This is a genomic window from Nocardia heshunensis (genome assembly GCF_054782115.1).
In genome coordinates this window covers 37,538-61,913 of record NZ_BAAGTC010000014.1, presented here as the reverse complement: position 1 = coordinate 61,913, position 24,376 = coordinate 37,538, and the positions used below count along the sequence as shown (strand labels likewise).

The 24,376-nt window shown below is 64.3% G+C and carries 18 protein-coding genes; 9 read left to right on the top strand and 9 right to left on the bottom strand.

Annotated elements, in window-relative coordinates:
* Positions 1-30: 30 nt before the first annotated feature.
* A complete protein-coding gene (locus ACYVN4_RS35890) occupies positions 31-1,383 on the bottom strand; it encodes an MFS transporter (RefSeq protein ID WP_460727076.1) in 1,353 nt (450 codons plus the stop codon).
* 229 nt (positions 1,384-1,612) lie between these two features.
* Here ACYVN4_RS35890 and ACYVN4_RS35885 point away from each other — a divergent pair, with 229 nt between their 5' ends.
* Complete coding sequence (locus ACYVN4_RS35885) at positions 1,613-2,668, top strand: dihydrodipicolinate synthase family protein (RefSeq protein WP_460727075.1); 1,056 nt, start codon at positions 1,613-1,615, stop codon at positions 2,666-2,668.
* 47 nt (positions 2,669-2,715) lie between these two features.
* On the opposite strand, the gene ACYVN4_RS35880 is transcribed toward ACYVN4_RS35885, so the two are convergent.
* Both ACYVN4_RS35880 and ACYVN4_RS35875 read right to left on the bottom strand, forming a co-directional pair.
* Positions 2,716-5,976: an AfsR/SARP family transcriptional regulator gene (locus ACYVN4_RS35880; protein ID WP_460727073.1), complete on the bottom strand. Its 3,261-nt coding sequence runs from the start codon at positions 5,974-5,976 to the stop codon at positions 2,716-2,718.
* 637 nt (positions 5,977-6,613) lie between these two features.
* Positions 6,614-7,462, bottom strand: a complete 849-nt coding sequence (locus ACYVN4_RS35875; RefSeq protein ID WP_460727071.1) for a helix-turn-helix transcriptional regulator — start codon at positions 7,460-7,462, stop codon at positions 6,614-6,616.
* Between the two features lie 123 nt (positions 7,463-7,585).
* Between ACYVN4_RS35875 and ACYVN4_RS35870 the strand changes: the two genes are divergently transcribed.
* The 3 genes from ACYVN4_RS35870 (at position 7,586) to ACYVN4_RS35860 (ending at position 11,097) form a co-directional block, all read left to right on the top strand.
* Positions 7,586-8,626: an aldo/keto reductase gene (locus ACYVN4_RS35870; RefSeq protein WP_460727069.1), complete on the top strand. Its 1,041-nt coding sequence runs from the start codon at positions 7,586-7,588 to the stop codon at positions 8,624-8,626.
* Positions 8,627-8,638: 12 nt separating this feature from the next.
* On the top strand, positions 8,639-8,935 hold the full coding sequence (locus ACYVN4_RS35865; protein ID WP_460727067.1) for a putative quinol monooxygenase: 297 nt from the start codon (positions 8,639-8,641) through the stop codon (positions 8,933-8,935).
* Positions 8,936-10,050: 1,115 nt separating this feature from the next.
* On the top strand, positions 10,051-11,097 hold the full coding sequence (locus ACYVN4_RS35860; protein ID WP_460727065.1) for a glycosyltransferase family 2 protein: 1,047 nt from the start codon (positions 10,051-10,053) through the stop codon (positions 11,095-11,097).
* A 306-nt stretch (positions 11,098-11,403) separates the two neighbouring features.
* Here ACYVN4_RS35860 and ACYVN4_RS35855 read toward each other — a convergent pair whose 3' ends face one another.
* From ACYVN4_RS35855 to ACYVN4_RS35840, 4 genes are all read right to left on the bottom strand, one after another.
* Positions 11,404-12,582, bottom strand: a complete 1,179-nt coding sequence (locus ACYVN4_RS35855; RefSeq protein ID WP_460727063.1) for an alginate lyase family protein — start codon at positions 12,580-12,582, stop codon at positions 11,404-11,406.
* A 266-nt stretch (positions 12,583-12,848) separates the two neighbouring features.
* Positions 12,849-13,175, bottom strand: a complete 327-nt coding sequence (locus tag ACYVN4_RS35850) for a putative quinol monooxygenase (protein ID WP_460727061.1) — start codon at positions 13,173-13,175, stop codon at positions 12,849-12,851.
* The gene (locus tag ACYVN4_RS35845; protein WP_460727059.1) at positions 13,172-13,552 is read right to left on the bottom strand and encodes a PPOX class F420-dependent oxidoreductase; all 381 of its coding nucleotides are present in this window, start codon (positions 13,550-13,552) and stop codon (positions 13,172-13,174) included. Before ACYVN4_RS35845 ends, ACYVN4_RS35850 begins: the two co-directional genes overlap by 4 nt.
* Positions 13,553-13,583: 31 nt before the next feature.
* Positions 13,584-14,627 carry an aldo/keto reductase gene (locus ACYVN4_RS35840; RefSeq protein WP_460727057.1) on the bottom strand — a complete coding sequence of 348 codons (1,044 nt, stop codon included), beginning with the start codon at positions 14,625-14,627 and terminating at the stop codon, positions 13,584-13,586.
* A 397-nt stretch (positions 14,628-15,024) separates the two neighbouring features.
* On the opposite strand from ACYVN4_RS35840, the gene ACYVN4_RS35835 reads away from it, so the two are divergent.
* The 3 genes from ACYVN4_RS35835 (at position 15,025) to ACYVN4_RS35825 (ending at position 17,961) form a co-directional block, all read left to right on the top strand.
* A complete protein-coding gene (locus tag ACYVN4_RS35835; RefSeq protein ID WP_460727055.1) occupies positions 15,025-15,822 on the top strand; it encodes an alpha/beta fold hydrolase in 798 nt (265 codons plus the stop codon).
* Positions 15,823-16,036: 214 nt separating this feature from the next.
* Entirely contained in the window at positions 16,037-16,780 is a 744-nt protein-coding gene (locus ACYVN4_RS35830) for an SDR family oxidoreductase (protein WP_460727053.1), read from the top strand.
* Positions 16,781-17,610: 830 nt separating this feature from the next.
* Positions 17,611-17,961 carry a hypothetical protein gene (locus tag ACYVN4_RS35825; RefSeq protein ID WP_460727051.1) on the top strand — a complete coding sequence of 117 codons (351 nt, stop codon included), beginning with the start codon at positions 17,611-17,613 and terminating at the stop codon, positions 17,959-17,961.
* Between the two features lie 441 nt (positions 17,962-18,402).
* On the opposite strand, the gene ACYVN4_RS35820 is transcribed toward ACYVN4_RS35825, so the two are convergent.
* On the bottom strand, positions 18,403-20,214 hold the full coding sequence (locus ACYVN4_RS35820; RefSeq protein ID WP_460727049.1) for an AfsR/SARP family transcriptional regulator: 1,812 nt from the start codon (positions 20,212-20,214) through the stop codon (positions 18,403-18,405).
* Positions 20,215-21,037: 823 nt separating this feature from the next.
* Between ACYVN4_RS35820 and ACYVN4_RS35815 the strand changes: the two genes are divergently transcribed.
* Entirely contained in the window at positions 21,038-22,144 is a 1,107-nt protein-coding gene (locus tag ACYVN4_RS35815; protein ID WP_460727047.1) for an alpha/beta fold hydrolase, read from the top strand.
* Positions 22,145-22,326: 182 nt separating this feature from the next.
* Here the strand turns inward: ACYVN4_RS35815 and ACYVN4_RS35810 are convergent, their stop codons facing one another.
* Positions 22,327-23,079 carry a TetR/AcrR family transcriptional regulator gene (locus tag ACYVN4_RS35810; RefSeq protein WP_460727045.1) on the bottom strand — a complete coding sequence of 251 codons (753 nt, stop codon included), beginning with the start codon at positions 23,077-23,079 and terminating at the stop codon, positions 22,327-22,329.
* Positions 23,080-23,183: 104 nt separating this feature from the next.
* On the opposite strand from ACYVN4_RS35810, the gene ACYVN4_RS35805 reads away from it, so the two are divergent.
* On the top strand, positions 23,184-24,371 hold the full coding sequence (locus tag ACYVN4_RS35805; protein ID WP_460727043.1) for an FAD-dependent monooxygenase: 1,188 nt from the start codon (positions 23,184-23,186) through the stop codon (positions 24,369-24,371).
* The last annotated feature ends 5 nt before the right edge of the window (positions 24,372-24,376 follow it).

Below are 24,376 nucleotides of genomic sequence, written 5' to 3'. Positions count from 1 at the left end.
GCCGTCCGAGTCGCTTGCTCGTTCGACTGGTCATCCCTGGCTCGCGGCTACAGCGGCGGCTGGCCCGGCCGGTAAAGCAACCGGGCCGCGGACGGTGAGGAAGGACGCTATCGCACACCCGACAGCGATGGCTGCGGCGAGCAGGAACGCTGGCACGAACGAGCCACTGGATTGCACGACGAAACCGGTGACCAGAGGTGCCAGCGCACCGCCGAGGTACCCACCGAAATTGTGAATCGCCCCCAGTGAAGCGGTGGCATGAGGGGGTGCCGCAACCGGAACCATGGCCCAGGATGCGGAGCTGGCCACACAACCCAGGAACATGGCACAGGAGATGAAGGTCAACGCAACAGCGGTCGCCGATTCCAATGCCGCAGCGCCAGTACAGACGGCCATGCCCAGCAGTGACACAACCATCGGGTATCGGCGGCTATCGACCGGCGAGAACCGCTGCCGGGCAAGGCGATCGGTGAGCCATCCGCCGGACAGGGCCCCGACGACCCCGGCGATGAAGGGCACCGCAGTCGCGAATCCTGCTGTCTTGATACTCAAATGCCGTTGGCTCTCCAGATAGGTGGGCAGCCACGCGGTGTAAACCCACGTCACGTAGACGACGCCGAAAAACCCGGTGATCATCCCCCAGGTGGTTCGGTGACCCAGGAGTCGACGCCATTCGGCGAAGCCGATCGCTGCCCGAACGGGCCGAATGTCCCCCTCGTCCAAGTAGGTTCGCTCGGTCTCGGTGAGCGCGACGGTGGCAGGCTCGCGGTAGAAGGCATACCAGAGGGCGGCGATGACCAGCCCCGCGACGGCCATCACGACGAACATCCATCGCCAGCCGAGGCCCAGCATGAGACCGGTCAGCAGTGGACCGGCAATAGCGGTGCCGAGGGTCGAGGAGCAGTTCACGATTCCGGTGGCGGTACCGCGGGAGCGAACGTTGAACCAATCCCGGATCACCCGGATGCCGGAGGGGAATTGAGGTGCCTCGCCCACACCGAGCACGACTCGTGCCGCGGCGAAGGCACCGAATGACCCCGCCGCGCCGGCCGCGGCTTGCGCGCTCGACCAGATGACAATCCCTGCGGCCAGTAGTCGCCGAGGCCCGAGCTTGTCGACCAGGACACCGATCGGGAGCTGCGCGGCCGCGTAGGCCCACAGGAAAACCGACAGCAGCATGCCCATCTGGGCAACCGACAGGTGCAGATCATGGCGGATCATCGGACTGCCGATCGACAGCGTCGCACGATCGATATAGCTGACCAGCCCACTCGACACCAGCAAGGTGAGCGAGCCGAGATGAATCCGCCGAAGCCTGGGTGTGGCATCAACGGCGGTATTCATCAATTCTCGCGGCAAGGTGTTCTGATCCGCAGATGACATGCTGTCCTCGGTGCTGGGCGGTGCAGCGGAACCGACCTGTCGTGGAGGTCGATACAGCCATCGACATCGACCGGACTCCGATTCCGGTGCATGGCATCGACAGGGTGCCATGTCCGGCAATGAAGTCGATGCGCTACGTCCCCACCGCTGGAGATAGCCACTGCGGCAGTCAGATTCGTGTGATTCGCTGTGAGGCGACCGCTGTGGAGAACCGCGAGGAGCGCCATCGATGACACCCGCCTGCACCCCGGACCCGGATCCTGCGCCCGAAATCACGGCCACCAGGGAAATCCAGACGCCTGTCGTCGCGGTCGTCACCCCGTTCACCGACAATCGTGTCGATACCGACGCTATCCGTCGCTACGCCGAGTGGCTGTGGGATCGGGGAGTGCGAACGATCATGGTCAACGGCACCACCGGCGAGTTCTTCGCCACCACAGCAAGCGAACGCCTCGTGGTCTTGACGCAGTTCCGTCGCTGGTTCCCCGGCATGGTCATCGCCCACATCGGCGCCTGTGCGGTCGAGGAGGTCATCGCCCAGCTCCGAGATGTTCAACCGCTCGCCGACTATCTGGCCGTTGTCGCCCCGTACTTCTACGCCGATCCGCCCGAAGACGGGGTGTTCGAGTATTTCCGGCAGATCCTGACTCGGGTCGAGATCCCGACCCTGCTCTACAACTTTCCCCACCACACTCAAACACCGGTCACACCAGCAGTAGTGGCCCGTCTGGCCGGGCAGTTCCCACTCCTGGCCGGGATCAAGGACTCGGGTACCGACCGGGATACAACGCACGCTTACACCGCGACCGGTCGGTGTGTTCTCGTCGGCGATGACAGCGTTGCCGCCCGTGTGACCGATCTCGGCGTTGAGGGCATCGTCACCGGCGGCGGGAACCCGATCGTCGAAATACCGGTGGGCATCGCGGCGGCCATCCGCGAGGGCGACACCGCCACGGCAACCCACCTGCAAGCGATCTTCGATGAGTGGAGCCGCACCAAACGCCGTTCGCCGCTACCCGAACTGCCCTACATCAAAGCCGCTCTGGGCCAACGAATCCCGAACTTCCCACACAAGACTCGACCCCCGTTGGTGCCACACCATCCAAAGTCATCAACACCTGACGCTGCGTTCGCCGCACGACTACACGGGCCTGAGAACTCTCGAAGCACCTGTAGCAGTAGGACTTTGCCGTTCCGCACGTGCGGCACGGCGTCGGTCGGGCGCTGCTGTTTTACCGTCACCAGCTCTCCGAGCGAACACCACGAACCTGCGACGGTCGAGTAGGCGACCTCACCAGGCGACGACCCGGGTACTCCGGGGAAAGACCATGATCAGACAGAGTGGTTGGGCACGGCATTGTTCGCCATGAGCATGGCGGTGAGTTGCTCGACAGTCAGGGCCATCCCGGCCACCCGCGCTGCCTCGAAACGTGTATCGCCGAGCAGCGCACGGATTTCGGTGATCGCGCGGCGATCATCGGCTGGAACATAACGGCATCCGGCTCGGGCGTTGATACCCGACACCGCCCCGATGATCACCGCGGCCCGCTCGGGGTCCTCAGCGGCCAGGGCAGCCATCGCGTAGCCGACGCCGACCACCGGAAGCAACATGTGCGAGGAACCGCGCGCCAACTCGAGAGCGATCGATAATTGCGAGTTCGCCGCTGGCACTTCGCCGATCGCGATCAGTGCCAGCGCGTAGGAGGTGCGCATGCTCGCTTCGTCGCCCATCCTGCTGATCGCCAACCGATCACTCGATACGTTGGGCTGCGTCGAATCGTCGACCAGCTCCCGATACATCGCGACCGCCTCGGCCGGGTGACCACCGCGGCGCACCGAGTCGGCCTCGGTCAACCGCTGCCAGCGCAACATTCCCGGATGCACGACCCCCAGAGCGCGTGCCCGCTGCAGATACTCGGCAGCGCCCTCGACATCGCCGTCGAGCAGATGCAGATGTGCCACGACCCGCAACAGTCCCGCATCCTCCGGCGCCGCGGGACTCAGCAGCGCGACCGCCTCGGCGATCAACGACGCCGCCGCGGCCGGACCCTCGACCCGCGTCCGGCAGCTGGCCAGGCCCAGCAGCGCGCCACTGAGCCCACGCGGATCAGCGATTTCGCGCCGACGCGCCACCGCCGCCTCGAGATCCACCATCGCGCGCAGCGGTGCCCCCGCGCTGTACTCGGCGCTGCCCCGCACCCCCAACGCGTTACCCGCCAACCACGGATCCGTCGAGCTCGTGCACTCCGCCAGCAGCTGGGGGTTGCCGCGCCGCCACCGGCGCAACGCCAGTATCAAGACGAAAACCGGATGCGGGGGGCGCGATTCGGTCATCGCCGCTTCGACGAGCCGGTCGAATTCGCCGGCCGGGTCATCCACACGCCGCAAGGGCGGATCCTGATATGTCGGCAGGGCCGGGGTGAAACGGCACGCGAGGTAGGCGCTGATCAGGCCCGATTGTGGCTGATCGCCGAGAATCGCCAGCACCTGCTCGCGCCAGGCCAGTGCTTCCACTCGTAGGCCTCGCCACATCCAGTACCAGATCAGATTGCCGTACAACAGCACCGCCCGGTCGCGGTCGCCCGCGGCCACCGCCCACCGCAGCGCGGCCTCTCCGTTCGGGTACTCCTCCGCCCAACGCTGTGTCCAATAGGCGTACTCGGCGCCCCGCAGCCGCGGTGCGGCGATATCGGAGAAGGCGATGAACCAGTCCGCGTGCGCACCCGATAACCGCTCACGCTCGCCGGCCGCATCGAGTTGCGTTGCGGCGTAGGCGCGAACGGTGTCGGTCATGCGGTAACGCTCGCTGACCAACTCCACCAACGACTTGTCGACCAACGACACCAAGGTATCCAGGACATCCTCGCAACCGCACACCTGCTGCACGGCATCGATAGTGGCGCCGACGGCGAAGACCGACAGGCGTCGCGCGAGTTCGGCCTCAGCGTCACTGAGCAGATCCCAACTCCACGCCACCACCGCCGCGAGTGTGCGATGCCGCGGTGCGGCGGTGCGGGTTCCTTGCGACAGCAACCGGAAGCGATCGGTGAGCCGAACGGTGATCTCGTGCAACGACATCCCGCGTAGCCGCGCCGCGGCCAACTCGATCGCCAAGGGCAATCCATCCAAACCCTGCACAATCGTGGTGACCTCAGCACGATTGTCCTGGTTCAAACGAAAGTCCGGCCGCACCGCTACCGCGCGGTCGACGAACAAGCGCACCGCCGCGGCGACGGCCGTGTCCTCGAGACTGGACTGGGCTGTCGGCACCGCCAACGTCCGGAGCGGAAACAGGTTCTCTCCGGCGATATTGAGCGCCTGACGACTGGTTGTCAGGATCCGCAACAGGGGCAGTCGTTCGAGTAACCATTCACTGAGCCGCGCCACCGCGGCCACCACATGCTCACAATTGTCCAGGATCAGCAGTATCCGACGCTCGGCCAAGATACGAGACAACGCTTCCTCGGTATCGGACACCGACGTGCTGTGTTCGCGGATTCCCAGTGCGATTCGCAGCGCATCCGCGACCGCGGCCCTGGCCTCGTCCTCCTCGCACTCCCGGGAGATCGACGCCAACTCGACCAAGACACATCCATCGGACCAGACATCGGCGTACGCGTGTGCCACTTCGATCGCGAGTCGCGTCTTGCCGATCCCGCCCGATCCGATCAACGTCACCAACTGCGCCGCCCGCAACGCCCGCGCGACCCCGGACAGATCTTCCTCGCGCCCCACGAAACTCGTCGGCCGCCGCGGCAGCACCGCCATCACGGGCCGGTCGAGCGTCTCGGGAATCTGTTCGGCAGGCGGGGCCGGCTGCGAGACCGCTGCCGCCACACGCGGGGCGGGCACCGGGGACGCCGGCGGCGCCGGCGTGTAGTCCAAGGCCTCACGTAATTCTCGGGAGGGCTCCACTCCCAGCTCGTCCTGCAAGATGCGGCGTGTGCGTTGAAAGGCTTGGCGGGCATCGACCACCCGCCCCATCGAGAGCAGCGCGCGAATCAGACGCACCACCAACGTCTCCCGAAACGGGTGCGCGCCTACCTCGGTAGCCAGTTCCCGCAAGGTCTCGCCACCACGCCCGAGCCCCAGATAGGCATCGGCCCACAGTTCGACCACGGCGAGACGCTGCTCGTTGAGCGTGGTCGCGAGCGTGCGCAGCTCCGCGGAATCGATCACTCCGGCCAGTGCCTGCCCACGCCACAGCCCCAAAGCCTCGTCGAAACACCGCGAGGCCGGGCCGAACGCGCCCTGTTCGAGGTGGCCTCGTCCCTGCACGAGCAGTTGGCTGAAGCGGTGCACATCGACGTCGTCGGGATCGACGGCGAGCAGGTAGCCGGGTGGTCGTGTCTGAATCAGATGATGCGCCATCGTCGAGACCCGCAACCGTTTCACCAGGGTGTGCAGAGCATTGTCCACGGAGGCGGGTGGATTGTCTTCCCAAATTCCATCGATCAGACGCGAATTCGGGACGATCTGTCCAGCGTTCAACGCCAACAATGCCAGCAACGTTCGCACCCGGGGCCCGCCGATCGGAATCGCGGTCCCCTTATCCGAGGTCGCGATGATCGAACCAAGAAGCCCTACTTGCATGAAACGCCCATTCTGGACAATGAATACCTGGCGGTGTGGACGCTCGGTGCTGCCAACCGCCCTCGCAACCGAACCCGGCGTGGTGAGCAAACATACAGATAGTCGTCAGCTCGCGGCGGTGGAAACGACGAGGACGCCGGCCAAGGCCCCCCGTCGAACCGAAGATCGGCCATGCCGTCGAATCGCAGGCACTGGAGCGAACCTACGCGTCGGCGAGATCGGATGTGTCGCATCAACTGTCGGTCACACCGACAAAGCGAATGTTGATGTCGTGGCGCGACCCATCGGACAGCCCGAGCACCACTGGGGCCGTTCGTATTCCGCTGCGTGGTCATCCATAACGTGCGCCCAACAGGGCTACGGTCATTCCCTCCATGAGGGTCACCATGAATCCTCGCACTGTCACGCTTCTGGCAATCCCCTGTCACGGCGAGTTGCGAAGTGGGCCGACCGAAGCGATCCGCTCCTCGTCGGCGCCGGAAAGTTACGGAGGTATGTCAAGGCAGTCCCACAATTGCTGAACGAAGCCGATTCACCCGACCAAGACTACGGCGATCACGGCAGGTGGAGGCTTCTCCACCCTGGCGGGCCCGCGACATCGACGAACCCACCACCGCTCCGACCCCGGGTGGCACGACTAGGGCACCAGTTTGCGGAGGGCCGCCGCGGCAGGCGAATCGGCCGCCGCGGTCTGGACCACCATGGCCAGGTCGGCCTGGCCGGGGAGCCGCAACGTCTCATAGGTCAGTTCGAGCTCACCGACGAGGGGGTGCCGGTACCGGTGGGTGCCGTGCTGGGAGTTCTTGACCCCGTGCTCGTTCCAGATCTGCCGGAACTCGGGACTGGCAGCCTCGAGCTCCTCGACGAGGGCCTGTGTACCAGGAGCATGGGGCGGTCGGGCCATGTCTTCCCGGATGAACGCCACCACATCGCGTGCGCGTGACCACCAGTCGACGTACAGCTCGCGTATACCGACGTCGAGGAACACCAGCTTCGCCATGTTGCGCCGGGTGGCGGGAAGGGCGCCGAAATCGAGGTAGAACGCCGCCGCGATCGGGTTCCAGGCCAGCACATCGCAGGTCCGATCGACCACATAAGCCGGGCCGCCGGTGATCGCGGACACCGTGCTGTGCACGCCCGCGCGCGCCGGTTGTCCCTGCCAGGGTTCGGCTGCCGCAGGGGCTGTCGGCCGGGCGAGCCGGTGGAGATGGTCTCGCTCTGTGGAGTTGAGGCGCAGAGCGGTTGCCACGGCATCGAGGATCTCCACCGAGAACTGCGTATTGCGCCCCTGTTCGAGTCGCGTGTAGTGGTCGACGCTGATTCCGGCCAGGCGCGCCAGTTCATCCCGTCGTAGCCCCGGGACGCGGCGGTGGCGGCCGTAGGAGATGAGTCCGAACTCTTCGGGGTGCAATCGTGCTCGACGTGATCGCAGGAACTCCCCCAGTTCGGCGCGGCGGTCGAAGACCATGTGGCGCTGTCCTTTCATCCGGTGGATTGGTGGTCGTGCCGTGCCTAGGCAGAGCTGGGTACTGCCCGACCCGGCGGGCATATCCGACAGTGGAGTCGACCGGAATGGCTCCGGACATCGATCGAATGAAGGAGAACCGTCATGACTGTCGAACTCGGCAGAACCGGCATGGAGATCACCCCGCTGGGTTTCGGATCGTGGGCGGTATCGGGATCGGGATGGACGTTCAGTTGGGGTGCCACCGACGACGACGAGTCGGTCGCGGCCATTCGCCACGCGCTCGACGCGGGGATCAACTGGATCGACACCGCCGCGGTGTACGGATTGGGTCACTCCGAAGAGTTGGTCGGCAAGGCTGTCGCGGGCCTGTCCGACACCGACCGGCCGTATTTGTTCACCAAGGCGGGCCTGGTGTGGGATCCGCAGAACCCGTCGGCGGCGCCGCGGCGGATCATGAAGCCCGCCAGCGTGCGACGCGAGGTCGAGGATTCCCTGCGGCGACTCGGGACCGATCACCTCGACCTGTACCTGGTGCATTACCCCGACACGGGTGAATCCCTCGAATACGCCGGCGACGGCTTCGGCGCGGTATCGCCCAATGCCACTCCGCTCGAACAGTACTGGCAGGTCATGGCGGAGTTGAAAGCCGAAGGCAAGGTCCGCGCCATCGGATTGTCCAACCACACCACCGATCTGCTCGAGCGCGCGGAAAGCGTCGCCCACGTCGATGTCATCGAGCCGCCGTTCTCGGCGATCAACCGCTCCTCCGCCGAGGAGATCGCCTGGGCACGCGCCCACGACACGGGTGTGATCGTCTACTCGCCGATGCAGTCGGGCCTGCTCACCGGCGCTTTCACTGCCGAGCGGGTCGCGGGTCTGCCCGCCGAGGACTGGCGTCGTGCGCACACCGACTTCACCACTGACCTCGACGCCAATCTTCAACTCGTGCAGGCGCTGCGCCCCATCGCACAACGCCACCAACGCAGCATCGGTGAGGTGGCCATCGCCTGGGCGCTGGCCTGGCCCGGGGTCACCGGCGCGATCGTGGGTGCACGCAAGGCGTCCCAGGTCGACGGTTGGATCGACGCGGCATCGTTGACGCTGACCCCGGCCGACCTCGAAGAGATCGCCGCCGCGATCACGTCCACCGGCGCAGGCAGTGGCCCAGCCCGCCCCGCCTGAGGCGGCCAGGTCGTGACCCACTTCGTCATCGTCGAGTATCGCGCCGTGCCGGGTCAGGAAGATCGGCTCCGCACGGCCCTGGAAGCCTTGATCGAACCGGCCCTGGACGATCCCAGGTGTCTGGCCTTCGGGGTGTACGTCGACCCCAACGACCTCTCCCGAATGATGACCTTCCAACGATGGGACAGCCGACAGGCTTACGACGCACACGCCACCACCGCGCCAATGCGCCACGCCCAGACGGTCCTGGACAGAATCCTGATCCGGCCACCGACGATACGGCCCCTGATCGACGCGCCACCAGCGTGACCTACGATCCGGAGAGTCACGGGCTCGCGACAGTCGGTACACACCACCGCCGCGTTTCCATTCCGCGTCACTGACTTTCACGATCCCGGACTCTGGCCGAACGGACTGTCACAGAGCTGACAGATCAGTGTCAACCGGCTGCTCGGTCACACCCAATCCCTCGGGGCGAACACCACACGAACGCTGAACGGTGACGACCGTGCCCACAGCGTCTCGTCCGTATTCAGACTGTCAGCGATCTTTCAATCCGTGACAGAGGACTGCCAGAGCACCAACAGATTACCCGGACGGGCCAGACCGTGGTTGAACGCCAATATGTGTCGGCGTCAACAAATGATGTGTTGGCGCCCAACTAATTCCGAGCCTGATTCGCCGCATCCGGACGCCACGACGCACAGCGCTCTCGGTCATTTTCACTGCGGCCATTGCGCTTGAGCCGACAAGATCCCTCAAAGCGGTGGCCACAGCCAGACGATGTCACTCATCAATCAGCGCAAGGACTCTCGTCGGCAAGCCGAAAGTACGGCATCCGGAACGGGTACATCAACGCTCGCATGAACGCCGGTCCGTCCGCCCGATCAGTATGCAGGGCACTGCTCGACGGCGCGATCCCGTTGGTGAACCAATCCCGCGCCAACAAGCAATCTTGACCACCCGTCAGAGCGAGTTCAACGGTCCCCGCCGCGGTGAGGCGGAATTCGGCGGCTCGCCTCCAGACCCGACCCACCAGTTCATACACCGCGACCAGGGTCGGCGGCGTTTTCGACGTGCATTCCACACAATTCATTGGACGCCGACATGACCGTCATCTCCATTTACCTGTTCTACCCCTTGGGAATACAACGCGTGGCGGGCGAGCGACAACCAGCACACCGCCACCGCGAGCCCTTCGGTCAGAACCGGTAGTTGTCGAGGCGATAAGCGTGCCATGTCCTGAGCAACCATGGCCGGAGTCCACCGACCCGGAAGCTTGGGCTCGAGCATCGGCACGGATCCTTTGCGGTAACGACCGTCCGCGCTCCAAGACAGTGGCACACGATGGTTCCGTGCCGGGGCGAGGATTCGACGACACGCGCCGAGCACTCCCCCAGCCACCTCCCATAGCCTTCCCAACGGTGGCAGATACCGTCACGGTCGGTATCTTTACGGAACTCGAGCAAATTTCCACGCAGACGACTGCGGAATGGATGAAATTCGTGGAGTACCACCAGAATACGGCCCGCCTTTCCGTGGTGATCCCAGTCATTCGCGAGGAGAAAGGAATTACCGAAACCCTCGATCGACTGGCCGCGCAAGCATCGATCGACCAGGTCATCGTCGTCGACAACGGGGCGATCGGCGAAACCCGCCACGTGATAGCGCACTACGCGATGACCTGCCCGAAGATCGATATCGTCGCCGAACCGATCCCCGGAATCGCCCACGCGCGAAACACTGGATTCGACCGCGCCCGAGGCGATCTGATCGCTCGCATCGACGCGGCCACATTGGTCGCGTCCGACTGGGGCGAGACGATCCGACAAATCTTCGCCAGCTACCCCGCGATCGACGCGATCAACGGTGCTACCACGTATCACGATTCGCCCATCCGATCCGTACGCCATCACAGCATCGGATTCGACCGCCGCGCAGGCGCCGATGGTAAGAGAATCGAAGCATTGCACAGCGCGAACATGGCCCTACGACGCAGCGCGTGGATGGCTGTTCGAGCCGACACCTGCCGGTCGCGGGATTCACTCGAGGACCTGGACCTTGCCCTGTGTCTGGTCAGACATGGACTCCGGATCGAACAAGCCGACCAGATGCGCGCCCAGACCTCGGCTCGATACCGCAAGATCAGCCCACGGACCCTCTGGCGTTACGAACGCGATCGCCTGCGAACCCTCGAACGTCACGGCATCGAAGTTACTGCGCGGCACAGGTTTCACGGTGCTGGGGCGTGGTTGACCCACAGCCTGCAATGGCCGATCTACCGGTTCTGGGACGTGGAACGGCGCCGCTTCGCCCTCTTCTCAACCGGACATGAGCTCCTCGACACCGATCCGAGCCGATCTCCTCAGCCGCTCGCCCCGACCCATGCGCCACTACCCACACGCCCGCGCCGGTTGCCCGACGTCGACGGCATCCTGTCGGCGCGAGTAGCGGCCGGCTCACGGCAGTGACCGGTCGACAAGGCACTCGGCGACACACTCGGTGCCTCGGTCATGATCGTCGGCGGGGCTGGTCGCATACCTGTCGCGATCGATGCCGGAGGCCGAGCCGAGAGGATCTCGCCCCTGTCTTGGCCGCGAATCACCCTGAACCCGACCAGGAATCGACCCCGAATCCCGATTCGGAACAGCCGACTGTGTGATCGCCCGCTCGATCTACCAGAGCAGCCGAGCAGACCAGCGTTGACGCCACAGCCTTCGTATGAAGGGGGCGGAAAGCGCCCACGTCACGCATCCACGCCCGCCGACTGATCATCGTCAGGACGGATTCTCGGCATGGGTGAGTGTCTCCCACATGGTGAACATGTCCAATCCGGCCGGACGCTGCTTGACGGTGAGCCGTTCGGTGTCGGGCATATCCATGTGCATCCGATTGTGCAACGCGTTGTACGCGACCTCGGTCACCGGCCCCAGTTCGCGGCGCAACTGTCCGCCGCACAGCCACTCCGGCATCGGTGTGCCGAGTTGGTATCGCGCATGCAGTTCGAATCCGGCTCGCAGGCGATCGGCTACCTGCGGATACAGGTCATGGCCTTGAATGCGACTGGTTTCGGCAATATGCGCTGCGGCCGACAACCCATAGCCGGTATGCGCGAAATCGCGGCACGTCTCCTGCGCGACCCCGTCGACGAGCCGTGTCTGCCCCCACCAGTAGTCGGCGATCGGGGCATGGGTGCGTGGTGACATGTGCGGTTGCCGGCCGTCGGAGCTGAGGTAGATATACGCAGGCACTCGATCCAGATACATCGAGACCGCGGTGTCGTAGGCGTGCCGATCGTCGAGGAAGACGCCGATTGCCTGGGTGGCCTCGATCATCGACAGCTCCCAGTTGCCGTTCGAGGTCGTGCCGGGAATCACCTTGGGTAGATACACATTCCGCAACAGGTTCTCGAATCGGCCCAGATCCGGCCACCCGCCGGCGAAGCCGTGGCGGATGATCTCGGCCGCCCGAGTCCACACCGATGCCGCCCACCCGCTCTGCAGCGTGGCGTTGCTGCCGGTATGGTCGCTCAGGGTCGCCGACCATGCATCCATGATCTCGATCGACTTTCTCGCATACCGATCGTCACCGGTCAGAGACCACGCCAGCGCTTGGGTGTACGCGGCATCGGCGTCCCGTCGCTCATCACCGCATCCGTTGTCCGGATGGTCATAGGGCCCGCACTCGACAACTTCTCGGGGCTTGGCCGTATAGCCCAGTCCCGCAAACTGACTGGCCAGCATGGCATCGAAGGCCGATTTCCATGGCTGTGCGCCCGCGCGCAGTTGCCCGCGCACGAAATCGAGTTGCCCGAGCGACACCAACACTCCGGGATGCACGAAACCCGCCGCATCACTCGTCCCGCTCACGTGCTCGGGCGGATGAGCCGTCCCCGCGGGCGATGCACAACCGACCAACAGTCCCAGAATCACCACAACCGTCGAAGGCAGCGACATCCGACGCGCCTTCACATCCCGGCGCCAACGCGATGCCACCATGTCGTCCTCTCTCCGGAGCAGCGAAGCCAGCAGCGAGGCCACTATCGGCCTGCACGCGAACATGTTCGCAAGGCAGCGCATGTCGGGACTTCCCATCGATGGCAGTGCCGTTGTTCTCCCCCGATACGAGTCGGTCCTCCCGGCCCAACCTCGAGGGTCGGCCGGAAGGACCGCGATCAAGATCCGCCGTTATCCCAGACCCGCCAGGGGTACGGACACGGACATCAGCCGTTCTGAACGACGGCAGCGGTGAGCGGGTGATAGGTCGAGATCTTCAGCGGAGAAGCCAGCAGTCCCTCGAGATCGACCACCAACTGACGCAGGTGCGCGGTGGCAAGGTGCTTGTCGAGATCCTCGGCGCTGCGCCAGTTTTCGATCGCGACGAAGGTGTCAGGGTCGCTGGTGTCGCGATACATGCTGTATCCGAGGCAGCCCAGCTCCTGCAGGGTGGGCGCGACGACCGCCCCGAGGAGGCGCGCGACCGTCTCTCGATCGTCGGGCTTCGCCACAATCGTTGCGACGACGGTGATTTCACGATCCGCGGTACTCACGACTCGACCACCTTCTCCGGGGTAATGCGAACGATGACGCGCTGGGCGGCCGGATCGGCTTCGGTCCACGCCGAACCGGTGTATTTGCGTGACAATTCGTCGATCAGCGCACCGTCCGGGTCGTCGGATACGGTTGCGCGGCCGCGGATCTCGACGCGGGTGAACGTGTCGTCCGGGTCGAAGGCACTCACGCTCACGCGCGGGTCACGCAGAAGATTCGAGTACTTACGTCGCCCCTTCACCGTGGAGAAGACCACATCGTCGCCGTCGGTGCGCCCCCAGACGAGTGTCGTCTGGGGGGACCCGTCGGGATTGAGGGTGGCAACCGTCAGAACAGTGCGATCCTCGAGGAGCCGTTTGGCTTTGTCGGACAACATAGGAAATCCCTTCTGTGTGGAAGTCGGTCGGTCAGGGCAGCACGGGGCCGGCGCCGATGCCTTCAGCGATCAGCAACTCAGCGATGTGGTGATGGTCGTCGTCGGTCAGCCGCACGGTCGCGGCGTCGATCCACGCGTCGATCTGATCGGGTCGGCGAGCACCGACGATCGCGCCGGTCACACCGGTCCATGACAGCGTCCAGGCGATGGCAACCGCGGCCACCGTGATCCCGTGCGCGGCAGCGATAGAGGTCAGTCCCTCGACCAGGGCGAGGTTGCGGTGCAGCTCGGCGGTGAATTCGACAGCGGTCCTTCGCCAATCGCCCTCGGGCAATGCCGCGACACGGTCGGCGGAGAAGGCTCCGCTCAGCAGCCCGGAATGCAGCGGCTGGTAGACGATTCCGCCGGTTCCGTACGCTGCGGCCCACGCCAGCTCGTTCGCCGCGGCACGATGGATGAGCGAGAACCTCGGCTGGATGGCATCGACATGCGCGATCTCCTCGGCCGCCTGCAGCTGCGCCACACTGTGATTGGACAGACCGATCGCCGAGACCTTGCCCTCCTGCACCAGTTCCGCCATCAAGGCCCAATATTCCGCCAGCGGTGTCACCGCAGCGTCGGTGCCCTCCACACCCGCGGCATCCGGTGACCGTCCGGTGTCAGGACATTGCACCTGGTACAGGTCGATGCACTCGAGATTCAACCGACGAAGCGAGTCCTCCAGCTCACGCCTCACACTGGCAGGCGTCGTGACCGCCCTGGGCATGGCGAACGGATCTGCCTCGTCCCAGACCAGGCCGCACTTGGTGAACACATAGGGTCGATCGTTGTCGGAGAATCCCGCGAGGGCCTTGGCGACGAGATGTTCGGAATGGCCGAACCCATAGACCGCCGCGGTGTCGATCCAGTTGATCCCTGTCTCCACCGCGTACCGAATGCTCGCGATCGACTCCGCATCGTCCTGGGCACCCCACCCATAACACCAGCCACCCGCGGCGACCGACCATGCGCCGAACCCCAAGGGACTCAACTGCATGTCGGTGGCACCGAGTCGATTCTTGACCATCTCGCCCATGGCCATCACCCTGCCCGCACGGCCTGTCAGTAGCCTGTCAACGGCTGCCATCTCCGACCGCCTCGCTCACCGCCGACGTCGTCGTGACGAAATGCCTGAAATCAGGCTCGACCACGCCCCATCATCCGGCCGCGACGCACACGACCCACGACCGCGTGATCGTGCGAGTCGATAACAGTTAACTGACAGAAGAATCCGCGACGCTGCCACCATGAACCCGATCCCATCCCTGCGCCGCGGGCTCCTCGCAGCAGTCCTGGCCACCACCGCCGTCGTGGGCTCAGCCTGCTCCTCACATTCGGATACCCCCGCCGTACGTTCCGATACCGCGACTGCAGCTCCCTTGCCCGGCTTCACTGACGGCACCACCGACAACAACGGTGTCAAGATCCACTATGTGATCGGCGGCCACGGCCCGGCCGTGGTGCTGTTGCATGGATGGCCGGAGACCTGGCGCGCCTGGAGCAAAGTCGCCCCCGAACTGGCCAAGGACCACACCGTCGTCGCCATCGACCTGCGCGGCTTCGGCGATTCCGGATTCGCGCCCCAAGACGACGGCGGCTACACCCCCCAAGTTGTCGCCTCCGACATCCACGCCGCGGTCCAGAAACTACAACTCGGACAGATCGACTTGGCAGGACACGACTGGGGCGGACAAATCGCACTGGCCTACGCCACGCAATATCGCAACGAGGTCAAACACCTCGCCGTCTACGAAGCCCCCGCGACCACCGACTACCTGAACATCGTCCAGTCCAAACCCGGCGCGACGTGGTGGGATTGGCTGGCCACAGGCCCCCGCGCCGACTTCCCCGAGCGCCTTATCGCAGGACATGAACACGACTTCTTCAACTACTTCTACAGCGAAGCCGACGGCGCGATCGACCCCAGTGAATCCGACGTGATGATCGCCGCGTTCACCCGACCCGGCCGAGTTCACGCATCGCTGGAATACTTCCGCCAGCAAAACGTCGGCCTGAAGCAAATCGATGACCTGCTCGCTCGGGACGGAAAGCTGACGATCCCCGTATTGGCCGTCGGCGGCGAGCACAGCCTCGGCCCCGCCGTCGGAGCCTCCTTCCCTCGCGTGGCCGACCACGTCACGACCGACGTCGTGCCCGGGGCCAACCACTGGGTGCTCGAGGAGAATCCCACCTATGTGGTGACGGCCCTGGAAAAGTTCCTCGCGTCGTGAAGCGCGCCCTGTCCCGTTAGGGTTTTCGACCGTCGTTGACCAGCAACCCAACGTCAGTGCACTACTTGCGTCCTTGCCAGCCACGCACCATCGCAAGCAAGACCTAGTCCTCCTAAGCCTAGTCACCGTGTGCACTGCCTGAGCTGCCACGAACCGACAACACTGGGCGTCAGCCGGAATTGTCCGATTCATCGATTAGAAAGATGACACCTTCATGCGAATCGCTATTGCCGGGGCAACCGGGAATATCGGAAGTTTGACTGCCTCCGCTTTGACTGCGATGGGGCACGACGTAGTCGCTATCAGTCGTGGTGCCGGTGTCGACCTTTCCACCGGCGTCGGCCTGGATGCCGCATTGACTGGAGTCGATGCGGTGGTCGACGTCACGAATATCATTGCCGCTGATCCGGTTGAGGTAGTCGCCTCCTTCGGGACCGCCACCGCCAATCTGCTCGCGGCCGAACAGCGAGCGAATGTCCGCCACCATGTGCTGTTGTCCATCGCCGGAGTACACCGGGTCGAGGGTAACGCCCACTACGCGGGCAAACGTGAGCAAGAAAGGCTTGTCGCGGAGGGGCCGGTGCCGTGGACGATCGTGTCCGCGACGCAATTCCATGACTTCGCTGCGATGGTCGCCAGCTGGACCGAACAAGACGGGAAGGCCACGATCGCCCCGCTGCTCGTTCAACCGATCGCACCGATCGATGTGGCCGAGATCCTCGCCGAAATCGTCACCGGCACACCCCAAGGCCGCTATCACGAGATCGCAGGCCCTGATCCTCAGGACCTGGTCGACATGGCGCGACGCACCAACCAGGCACGTGGCCGCACGATCGAACTAGTTCCCTCTTGGGCTGGGATCTTCGGCCCGGAGATGGCCGGCACCGTCCTGCTGCCGAGCACAGACGCGCGCATCGCCCCCACACGATTCGAAGAATGGCTGTCTCAGCAACACTGAGGTCGACCCATCGTCCTCCCAACCGGGAGTCCCGGTTGGGAGGACACATCCCGGCCACCGCTGCCTTATCACCGAACCGGCCCGGAACCTGACCTGAACAGCGCCCGACCAAATAGGTGCTGCACATGTGGAACGGCAAAGTCCTACTGCTACAGGTGCTTCGAGAGTTCTCAGGCCCGTGTAGTCGTGCGGCGAACGCAGCGTCAGGTGTTGATGACTTTGGATGGTGTGGCACCAACGGGGGTCGAGTCTTGTGTGGGGAGCTCGGGATTCGTTCGCCCAGAGCGGCTTTGACATAGAGCGGTTCGGGTAGCGTCAAACTGCGTTCGGTGGCGACGCCTACGCCAATACCGCGCCCGAAACTAACGCCCACTACCAGCGCCGACACGCACTACATCACAAGGTGATGCTGGAGCTCTAGGTCGACGCCGCCTCCGAGCCTTGCGCACCGCACGACGGATCGCTGTGCTGGGCACCTGAACCGTGCGAGGTTCTGCGGGCCGCTGGCTGGACAGCGTACTCCGGTGTGGCCCAGCGTGCTTCTTACGGGTGCCAGAGTGTCCGGGCATCGCGATGACTTGGGATGCAACCGATATCCAAGCCGCCGCCGAATCCATCGCCAGGATCCCTCGATCCATACCCCAAGAAACCGCAGCCGAACGGCAATTACGAAATCGAAGGATATTCAAATCAAAAGGGGTACGGAATCAATATGACCGTCGTCGTCGACAAGGACGGGGCTATCGTCACAGCCTGGCCTCACGGCGGCCAGCCCGGTGTCTGGCGGCGTGGCCCCGATCTCGTGCTGACCCCGAACACTGGAGAGTGAGATGACCGAGTTGAACGAAGACGATCGTGCAGCGGCGATCGCAGCTTCGCGCTGGTGGGAAGAACGGACCGACTCTCTCCTGGCTGAGCTCAGGGAGCGGATCGAAGCTAACGCAGAGGACGGCACCGACATCTACGGCTACTTCGGGCGACTTCGAGAACAAAGCGAATTTGATCTCATCATCGACAACTTGGCTGCGGTTCTGTCTGGTAGCCCGATTCCGATTACCGGAGACGAAAGGGATCGATTGCGGGAGCTACTGTTCAGGATTGACAATCCAAATCCAATCTTTCGGTTCATCGCGAACCGCGATCAGGTCTTGTCAAGCTTGAACGTGATCTCCGGAAACTGATCTTCGAATCTGCAAGATAGCAGCGATGCGTGCGCCCGCTACTAGGACAATTTTCTCGTCGAGATCTGATAGACATCGGCCGGTCCGCAGAACAACGAACCACCGTTCTGACCAGCACGGCGTGCGCGGGTGCGGTGAAACATCCAGCGCGCGCCCTACATTGACGTTGTGGACGGGTCGCTGCTGGTTTCAGAGATCGCGCTCCTCGTAGCAGCTGCCAGCGCTGTCAGGACGTGAGGAGCGTGGTTTACGCCAGAAGTCAGATCCACCGACGCCCGCGCCCCATCATGGGTGCCTGAGTTCGAATCCTCGACCTCTTCGGTGTGCTTGCAACTGCTCTCCCACCACACCCTGGTGTCGGTGGAAGGCAACCGAGCTGTCGCACTGAAGGTGGGTCGAACAGCTCGACTCTGGACGTGCTTGTGCCGATACGTATCTCGACTACTTGCTGGCGATGAGCGCAGGTATCTGGCAGATAGTGTCGAGTTTCCTGGTCGCGTAGGCGCGGACGGTTTCGACCATGCGGTAGCGCTCGCCGTCGAACTCGATCAATGACTTGGCCACCAGCGAGGCGAGCACGTCCACGATGTCCGGGCCACAGATCCGGGTCACCGTTTCGAGGGTCGCTCCGCCGACGAACACCGAAAATCTGCGTGCGAGTTCGGCTTCGGGCTCACTGAGCAGTTCCCAACTCCATTGAACTGCGGCCAGCAGGGTGCGGTGTCGCGGGATGGTGTGGCGGGCAGTGCTGGTCAGCACCGAGAACCGATCACCGAGCCGGGCCGCGATCTCCGACAGTGGCAGCGCGTGCAGGCGCGCGGCGGCCAGCTCGATCGCCAGTGGTAGACCATCGAGCTCACACACCAGCGCGCATACCTGAGCACAGTTGTCCTCGGACAGAACGAAATCCGGGCGCACCGCGGTAGCCCGCTCCACGAACAATCCCACCGCCGCGCGGTCGAGGGCCTCGACCAAGGTCGCCTCACGGCCAGGCAAGGCCAAAGCCCGAACCGGGAACAGACGCTCCCCATCCACACCCAGCGCTTCACGACTGGTGACCAGGACTGTCAATAGCGGAAGTCTCTGCACAAGTGCCGTTGTCAGCTCGGCAACAGCAGCCACGACGTGTTCGCAATTATCCAGTGCCAACAACATCCGGCGGCTGGTGAGCAGTCGGCACACGGTATCGAGCCAGTCGTCCTCGAATGCCCCGCTGCGCACGGACTGGCCGAGCGCAGCCAACACGGCGACACCGATCGCGGCAGTGCCGGGCTTTCCGGGCTGATCTCGACCCACACCCGCCAGATCCACGAAGACGAATCCGCCCGCCCATTCCGGCCCGTGGGCCGCGAGCATCTCGGTCGCAAGGCGTGTCTTGCCCACTCCTCCCGTGCCGACCAACGTGACCAAGGGCGATAATCCCAGTACTCGCACCAGCCCGACCACGTCGGTGTCGCGGCCTAGGAAACTCGTGGCGCGTCGCGGCAGGTCCGAGCAAATCACTTGTCCCTCGGCGCATCCCTCATCGACGGAGGGCGCGGCCTCGACGATTGCTCGTCTCTGCGTTGCGCCGCACGGTCTTGGGGCGGCCCGCGCCGCGGTGGCGGCACGAACAAGGACAGCCGAGGGTACGGCACCCCATTCGGTACGCAGCCTCTCGTCCATGCGATCGAAGGTCTGCAGCGCCTCGGTGTGTCGGTCTGCGGCGCTCAAAGCGGTGACCAGACAAGCGGCGAGGGTTTCGCGCAGGGGGTGCGCATCGAGCTCCGCGGCGAGCTCTCGCAAGAGTTCCTCACTGCGTCCGAGTATGCGGTAGACCTCGGCTCGCAACTCGATCGTCGCCAGTCTTTGCTCTGCAAGTCCTGTCGCGAGGGCGTGCAGTATGGGTGATCCACAGATGTCTGCCATGGGCGCGCCGCGCCATTCGGCCAATGCGGAGTCCAAACTCGTTGCCGCAGCGTCGACCTGCCCCGCAGCCACGAGGCGACGCCCCAGCGCCAGCGCAGCAGTGAAACGGTGAACATCGGTCAGGCCGGGATCAAGAGTCAGGGCGTAGCCGCCGCACTGGCGAGTCACCGCCTGCGGCATCAGCAGCCGCAACCGCCTGACCAGGCTCTGCAACGCGTTGGCCGCATCGGCTGGCGGGTCCTCGTCCCAGATGCCGTCGACCAGGCGGGCATCCGGAACGGGCCTACCCACCTCCAACGCCAGCAGCGCGAGCAGTCCCCGCACCCGCGGACCGCCGACAGGCACATCGACTCCCTCCGATGTCACTGTCACCGGACCCAAGAGCCCAATTTGCATCAAGCCTGCCCGTCTCGCACCGGTGCACGATCTTCGCGACCACACACTGCATCTGAATAAGTAGCTGCCGAAGGCTCGATCGATCGAAGCGGTCGACCAACGTGCGCATTCGCTCTCGAGCTGGTGCCGTAGGCCGACGGCAACTCGACCGTCGACCCCGGTATGCGACCGCCGACGCTGGCGGCTCGGTAACGACTTCACAAGAGCGCCAGGCGCTATCGGCCCAGCTCGTCGTCTCGAGGAACAACCTTCTCGCGAATCACATGACCTTGCAACAGATCAGGCGCGAAATACTCTCCCAGATTCGAACGACCGTGGGCTCCGAGGTTTGGTGTGACCTCGAGGACCTCGACCCGCTCTAACCTCTCGAATGTCGTCGCGCAGCTCTGTTGAGCGTTTCAGCTCCTGTTATGTAGACCCGCCGCTCGACCGCAGCGCTTCGATAGTGACGGGAGCACACAGTCCAGGCCGGTAGTGGACGCGATGCGATGAAAAGTCATGGTCACAAGCGCTCCTTCTGTTCCGATTCGAAGGATCGTGTGCGCACCTCATCGACGCCAGCCCTCAGAAACAGGGGCCGACCCACGAGTGGGAACGGCTCACGAACGTCGAAGAGATACCGCCTCTGGATGGCACTCACGGATTCCACGTGGGTAGGCGATCCGCTGGGCAGTTCCGCTCGCTTCTGCCAGCACCTGTCATCGGCTGACAGGTTGCTGACAGAAGGCATGAACAGACTTTTCAGTCAACACAGGACTATCCAGGAGAAGGAATGCTCGGCTCCATCATTGCCGTGGTCGTCGTGGTCGTCATCGGCGCTCCGATCGTCGGCCTGCTCGGCTACCGGCAGATCAAACGAATGGCCAACGCTCGACGACTACGGATCACCACGCCGAACGGAATCGACGAGTCGGGCTTCGTGCACATCGGCGGGCTCGACCAATGGATCTCGGTCCGCGGCGACGACCGCCGCAACCCGGTGATCGTCGAGATCCAGGGCGGACCAGGTGCGTCCAACCACGTCTTCATCACGCGAACCCGCCCCTGGGAGCAGTACTTCACCATCGTGCGGTGGGATGTTCGCGGCTCCGGCAAGACCTATGCCGCCGCACCCGACGCCCAAGGCGACATGACCCTCGAACAGGTCTATCAGGACGCTCTGCACGTCATCGCCGATGCGCGCCGCCGGATGGGCGTCGACCGAGTTCTGCTGGTAGCCAACTCCTTCGGCACCAACGTTGGGCTCCGTCTCGCCCGCAATCACCCCGAATTGTTCTACGCCTACGTCGGAACCGACCAGAACATCAACGACGGCGGTCGCGAGGTCTCGGCCTACCAGGCGATGGTGAGCCGACTGCAGAACTCTGGCAAGAAGAAGGACCTGGCCAAGGCCCTCGCGATGGGCTCGGACAAATCGCGCTGGACCCCCGAAGAGTGGTCGGCCTACAACAAGTTCGTCATCACCAGCGATCCACTCTCCTTCAACACCATGAAGACCGTGGTGATCCGCTCACTGTGGTTCTCCCCGCTGCACAACCTGCGCGGCCTGCAGAAATACCTCAAGGGCATGACCTTCTCCGAACAGATGGGCACGCAAGCGGTGATGATCGACGAACGGGCTGAAGGCACCTCCTTCGTCATCCCGATGTTCGTCTTCCAAGGTGACAACGACGCACTGACCCCGCCCGCCCCCGCCGGCAGGTACGTCAGCGATATCACCGCACCGGTCAAGGACTTCTCGCTGATCCGAGACGCCAGCCACTTCGCCGGCTTCCGTCATCCTGATCAGTTCCTCGACCTGCTCCTGGACAAGGTCCGTCCGCTGACGATCAACCAGGCTCCGGATGTCACCAATCACTACCGGGCAACACGAAACTGACAACGCGGACACACCGCGTTCGACAGCGAGCAGCTGAAGCACGGTCCCGGTGAACAAGGTCCGATATCGAAATCACCTCGCTGATGTCGTTGAAGACCCGGCTGCCGACCCGTCTTTGTCGGGTGCATCCCCGTCGAGGGGTCAGGGATGCAGCCGACAACACAAATCCCAGCTTCCTCGGGTCAGGTGCCCTGGAGTACGGCCTGCCCCCGGGTGGCGATGAGTGCGGCCACACCATCGAGAATCCGGTCGATCCCGTACTCCAGAGCCATACCCCGACCCGACTCGGCGGCGGTCCCGCTCATGCTCTCGGCGAGCGAGCTCACCGCCTGCGGGAACCGTTCGGCCTGCGCCGCGAGCACACCAACCAGTTCCTCGAGAAACTGTCCCTCCCAGTCCTCGCCGACCATCGAGGCATTCTGAAACGCGACGATGCGACCATGCCCGAGCAACAGCACGATGGTGTCCAGCTTTTCGGCACCGGTCAGCCCGGTACCGGCCAGCGAGGTCAGTGCGGCCTCCATCCACGCCAACTCATTCGGTCCGACGGGTCGCACACCGTTGACCAACTCGTGAGCCCACGGGTGATCTCGAACCAAGTCGTAGAAACTGATCGTCCACAGGCGCAGGTAGGCCCGCCACGGCGCCTCACCGCTCTCGGGCGCCAGCACACTCGGATCCGGTGGGACGCCCAGACCGTAGTCGAGCATCAGCGCGGTGAGCTCGTTCTTGCCAGGCACATACCGGTACAGCGCCATCTTCGCGCAGCCCAACCGCTCGGCCAGTCGAGCCATCGACAGGTTGGCCAGACCCTCGACGTCGGCCATCACGACCGCCTCGGCAACGATCCGCGCCAGGGTCAAGGACGGCTTCGGTCCGCGTTTGGGCCGGTCAAGGGTGCCCCACAGCAGTGCGAGGGCAGAACGAGCGGGCATGGTCGCCATCTTTCCGGATTCGAAGTTGACAAGTAACTGCGTCCACCATACGCTTATCTCAGTCACCGCGTCCACCGGACGCAATTAACATAGGAGTCATCGCAATGCGCACCACCACCGTCCTCATCTCCGGAGCTTCCGTCGCCGGCCCCGCCCTCGCCTACTGGCTCAACCGATACGGCTACCAGGTGACCGTCGTCGAGCGGGCCCCGCAACTGCGCGCCGGCGGCCAGGCCATCGACTTCACCGGCCAGACCCACATGACCGTGCTGGAACGGATGGGCATCCTCGACGAGATCAAGCGCCGCGAGACCGGCAAGACCGACATGGTCATGCGCGACGAGACCGGCACGCAGCAGGCCTTCATCTCCGGCGACTTCACCGGCGGCGACATCGAGATCCTGCGCGGCGACCTGGCCGAGATCATGTACGAGAAGACCGCGAACACCTGCGAATATCTCTTCGACGACACCATCACCGCGCTCACCGAGACCGACGCGGGCATGTACGTCGAATTCCAGAACTCCCCGCCGCGACGGTTCGACCTGGTCTTCGGCTGCGACGGCATCCACTCCCGGGTACGGAAGCTGACCTTCGGACCGGAGTCGGACTTCGTGACCCACAACGGCTACTACTACGCCATCGCCGGTGCCTCCCGCTGGGCCGGCACCTCCGCGGTCGCCCACGAACGCGCGACCTCCGATGTGTACAACACCCCCGGCCGGTTCGCGCAGACCGGCGGGCCCAAGGCGGCACAGATGTACATGTTCGCCTCACCGCAGCTGGACTACTCGCGTCAGGATTTCGACGCCCAGCGTCGAATCGTGCAGGAGACCTTCGCCGGCATGGGCGGCGCCGTGCCCCAGATGCTGGCCGAACTGCCGTTCCTGAACGACTTCTACCTCGACGCACTGTGCAAGGTCCAGATGAAGAAGTTCGTCTCGGGGCGCGTGGCACTCGTCGGCGACGCCGGATACGGCAACACCCTCGCCGGATTCGGCACCGGCCTGGCGATCATCGGAGCCTACGTGCTCGCCGGTGAACTGGCCGCAGCCGACGGCGACTACACCCAGGCGTTCGCCCGCTACGAGCAGATCATGAAGCGCTACACCCGCAAGGCCGACGATGCGCGCCCGGGCCCGTTCCTGGCACCGAAGACCGCGACGGGCCTGCGCTTCCGGAACTGGTTCGTGGGCTCGCGCGCCTTCAACCTGATGCTGAAGTACGGAGACTCGGCCAAGAACGACATCGATCTGAAGGACTACCCCGAAATCGTCGAATCGGCACGGTGAGCTGC

Bases quoted from the DNA above. Each gene is read 5' to 3' on its own strand.
- ACYVN4_RS35890 (WP_460727076.1), bottom strand. From the start codon at position 1,383: ATGTCATCTGCGGATCAGAACACCTTGCCGCGAGAATTGATGAATACC.
- ACYVN4_RS35885 (WP_460727075.1), top strand. From the start codon at position 1,613: ATGACACCCGCCTGCACCCCGGACCCGGATCCTGCGCCCGAAATCACG.
- ACYVN4_RS35880 (WP_460727073.1), bottom strand. From the start codon at position 5,976: ATGCAAGTAGGGCTTCTTGGTTCGATCATCGCGACCTCGGATAAGGGG.
- ACYVN4_RS35875 (WP_460727071.1), bottom strand. From the start codon at position 7,462: ATGAAAGGACAGCGCCACATGGTCTTCGACCGCCGCGCCGAACTGGGG.
- ACYVN4_RS35870 (WP_460727069.1), top strand. From the start codon at position 7,586: ATGACTGTCGAACTCGGCAGAACCGGCATGGAGATCACCCCGCTGGGT.
- ACYVN4_RS35855 (WP_460727063.1), bottom strand. From the start codon at position 12,582: ATGTCGCTGCCTTCGACGGTTGTGGTGATTCTGGGACTGTTGGTCGGT.
- ACYVN4_RS35845 (WP_460727059.1), bottom strand. From the start codon at position 13,552: ATGTTGTCCGACAAAGCCAAACGGCTCCTCGAGGATCGCACTGTTCTG.
- ACYVN4_RS35840 (WP_460727057.1), bottom strand. From the start codon at position 14,627: ATGGGCGAGATGGTCAAGAATCGACTCGGTGCCACCGACATGCAGTTG.
- ACYVN4_RS35830 (WP_460727053.1), top strand. From the start codon at position 16,037: ATGCGAATCGCTATTGCCGGGGCAACCGGGAATATCGGAAGTTTGACT.
- ACYVN4_RS35825 (WP_460727051.1), top strand. From the start codon at position 17,611: ATGACCGAGTTGAACGAAGACGATCGTGCAGCGGCGATCGCAGCTTCG.
- ACYVN4_RS35815 (WP_460727047.1), top strand. From the start codon at position 21,038: ATGCTCGGCTCCATCATTGCCGTGGTCGTCGTGGTCGTCATCGGCGCT.
- ACYVN4_RS35810 (WP_460727045.1), bottom strand. From the start codon at position 23,079: ATGCCCGCTCGTTCTGCCCTCGCACTGCTGTGGGGCACCCTTGACCGG.
- ACYVN4_RS35805 (WP_460727043.1), top strand. From the start codon at position 23,184: ATGCGCACCACCACCGTCCTCATCTCCGGAGCTTCCGTCGCCGGCCCC.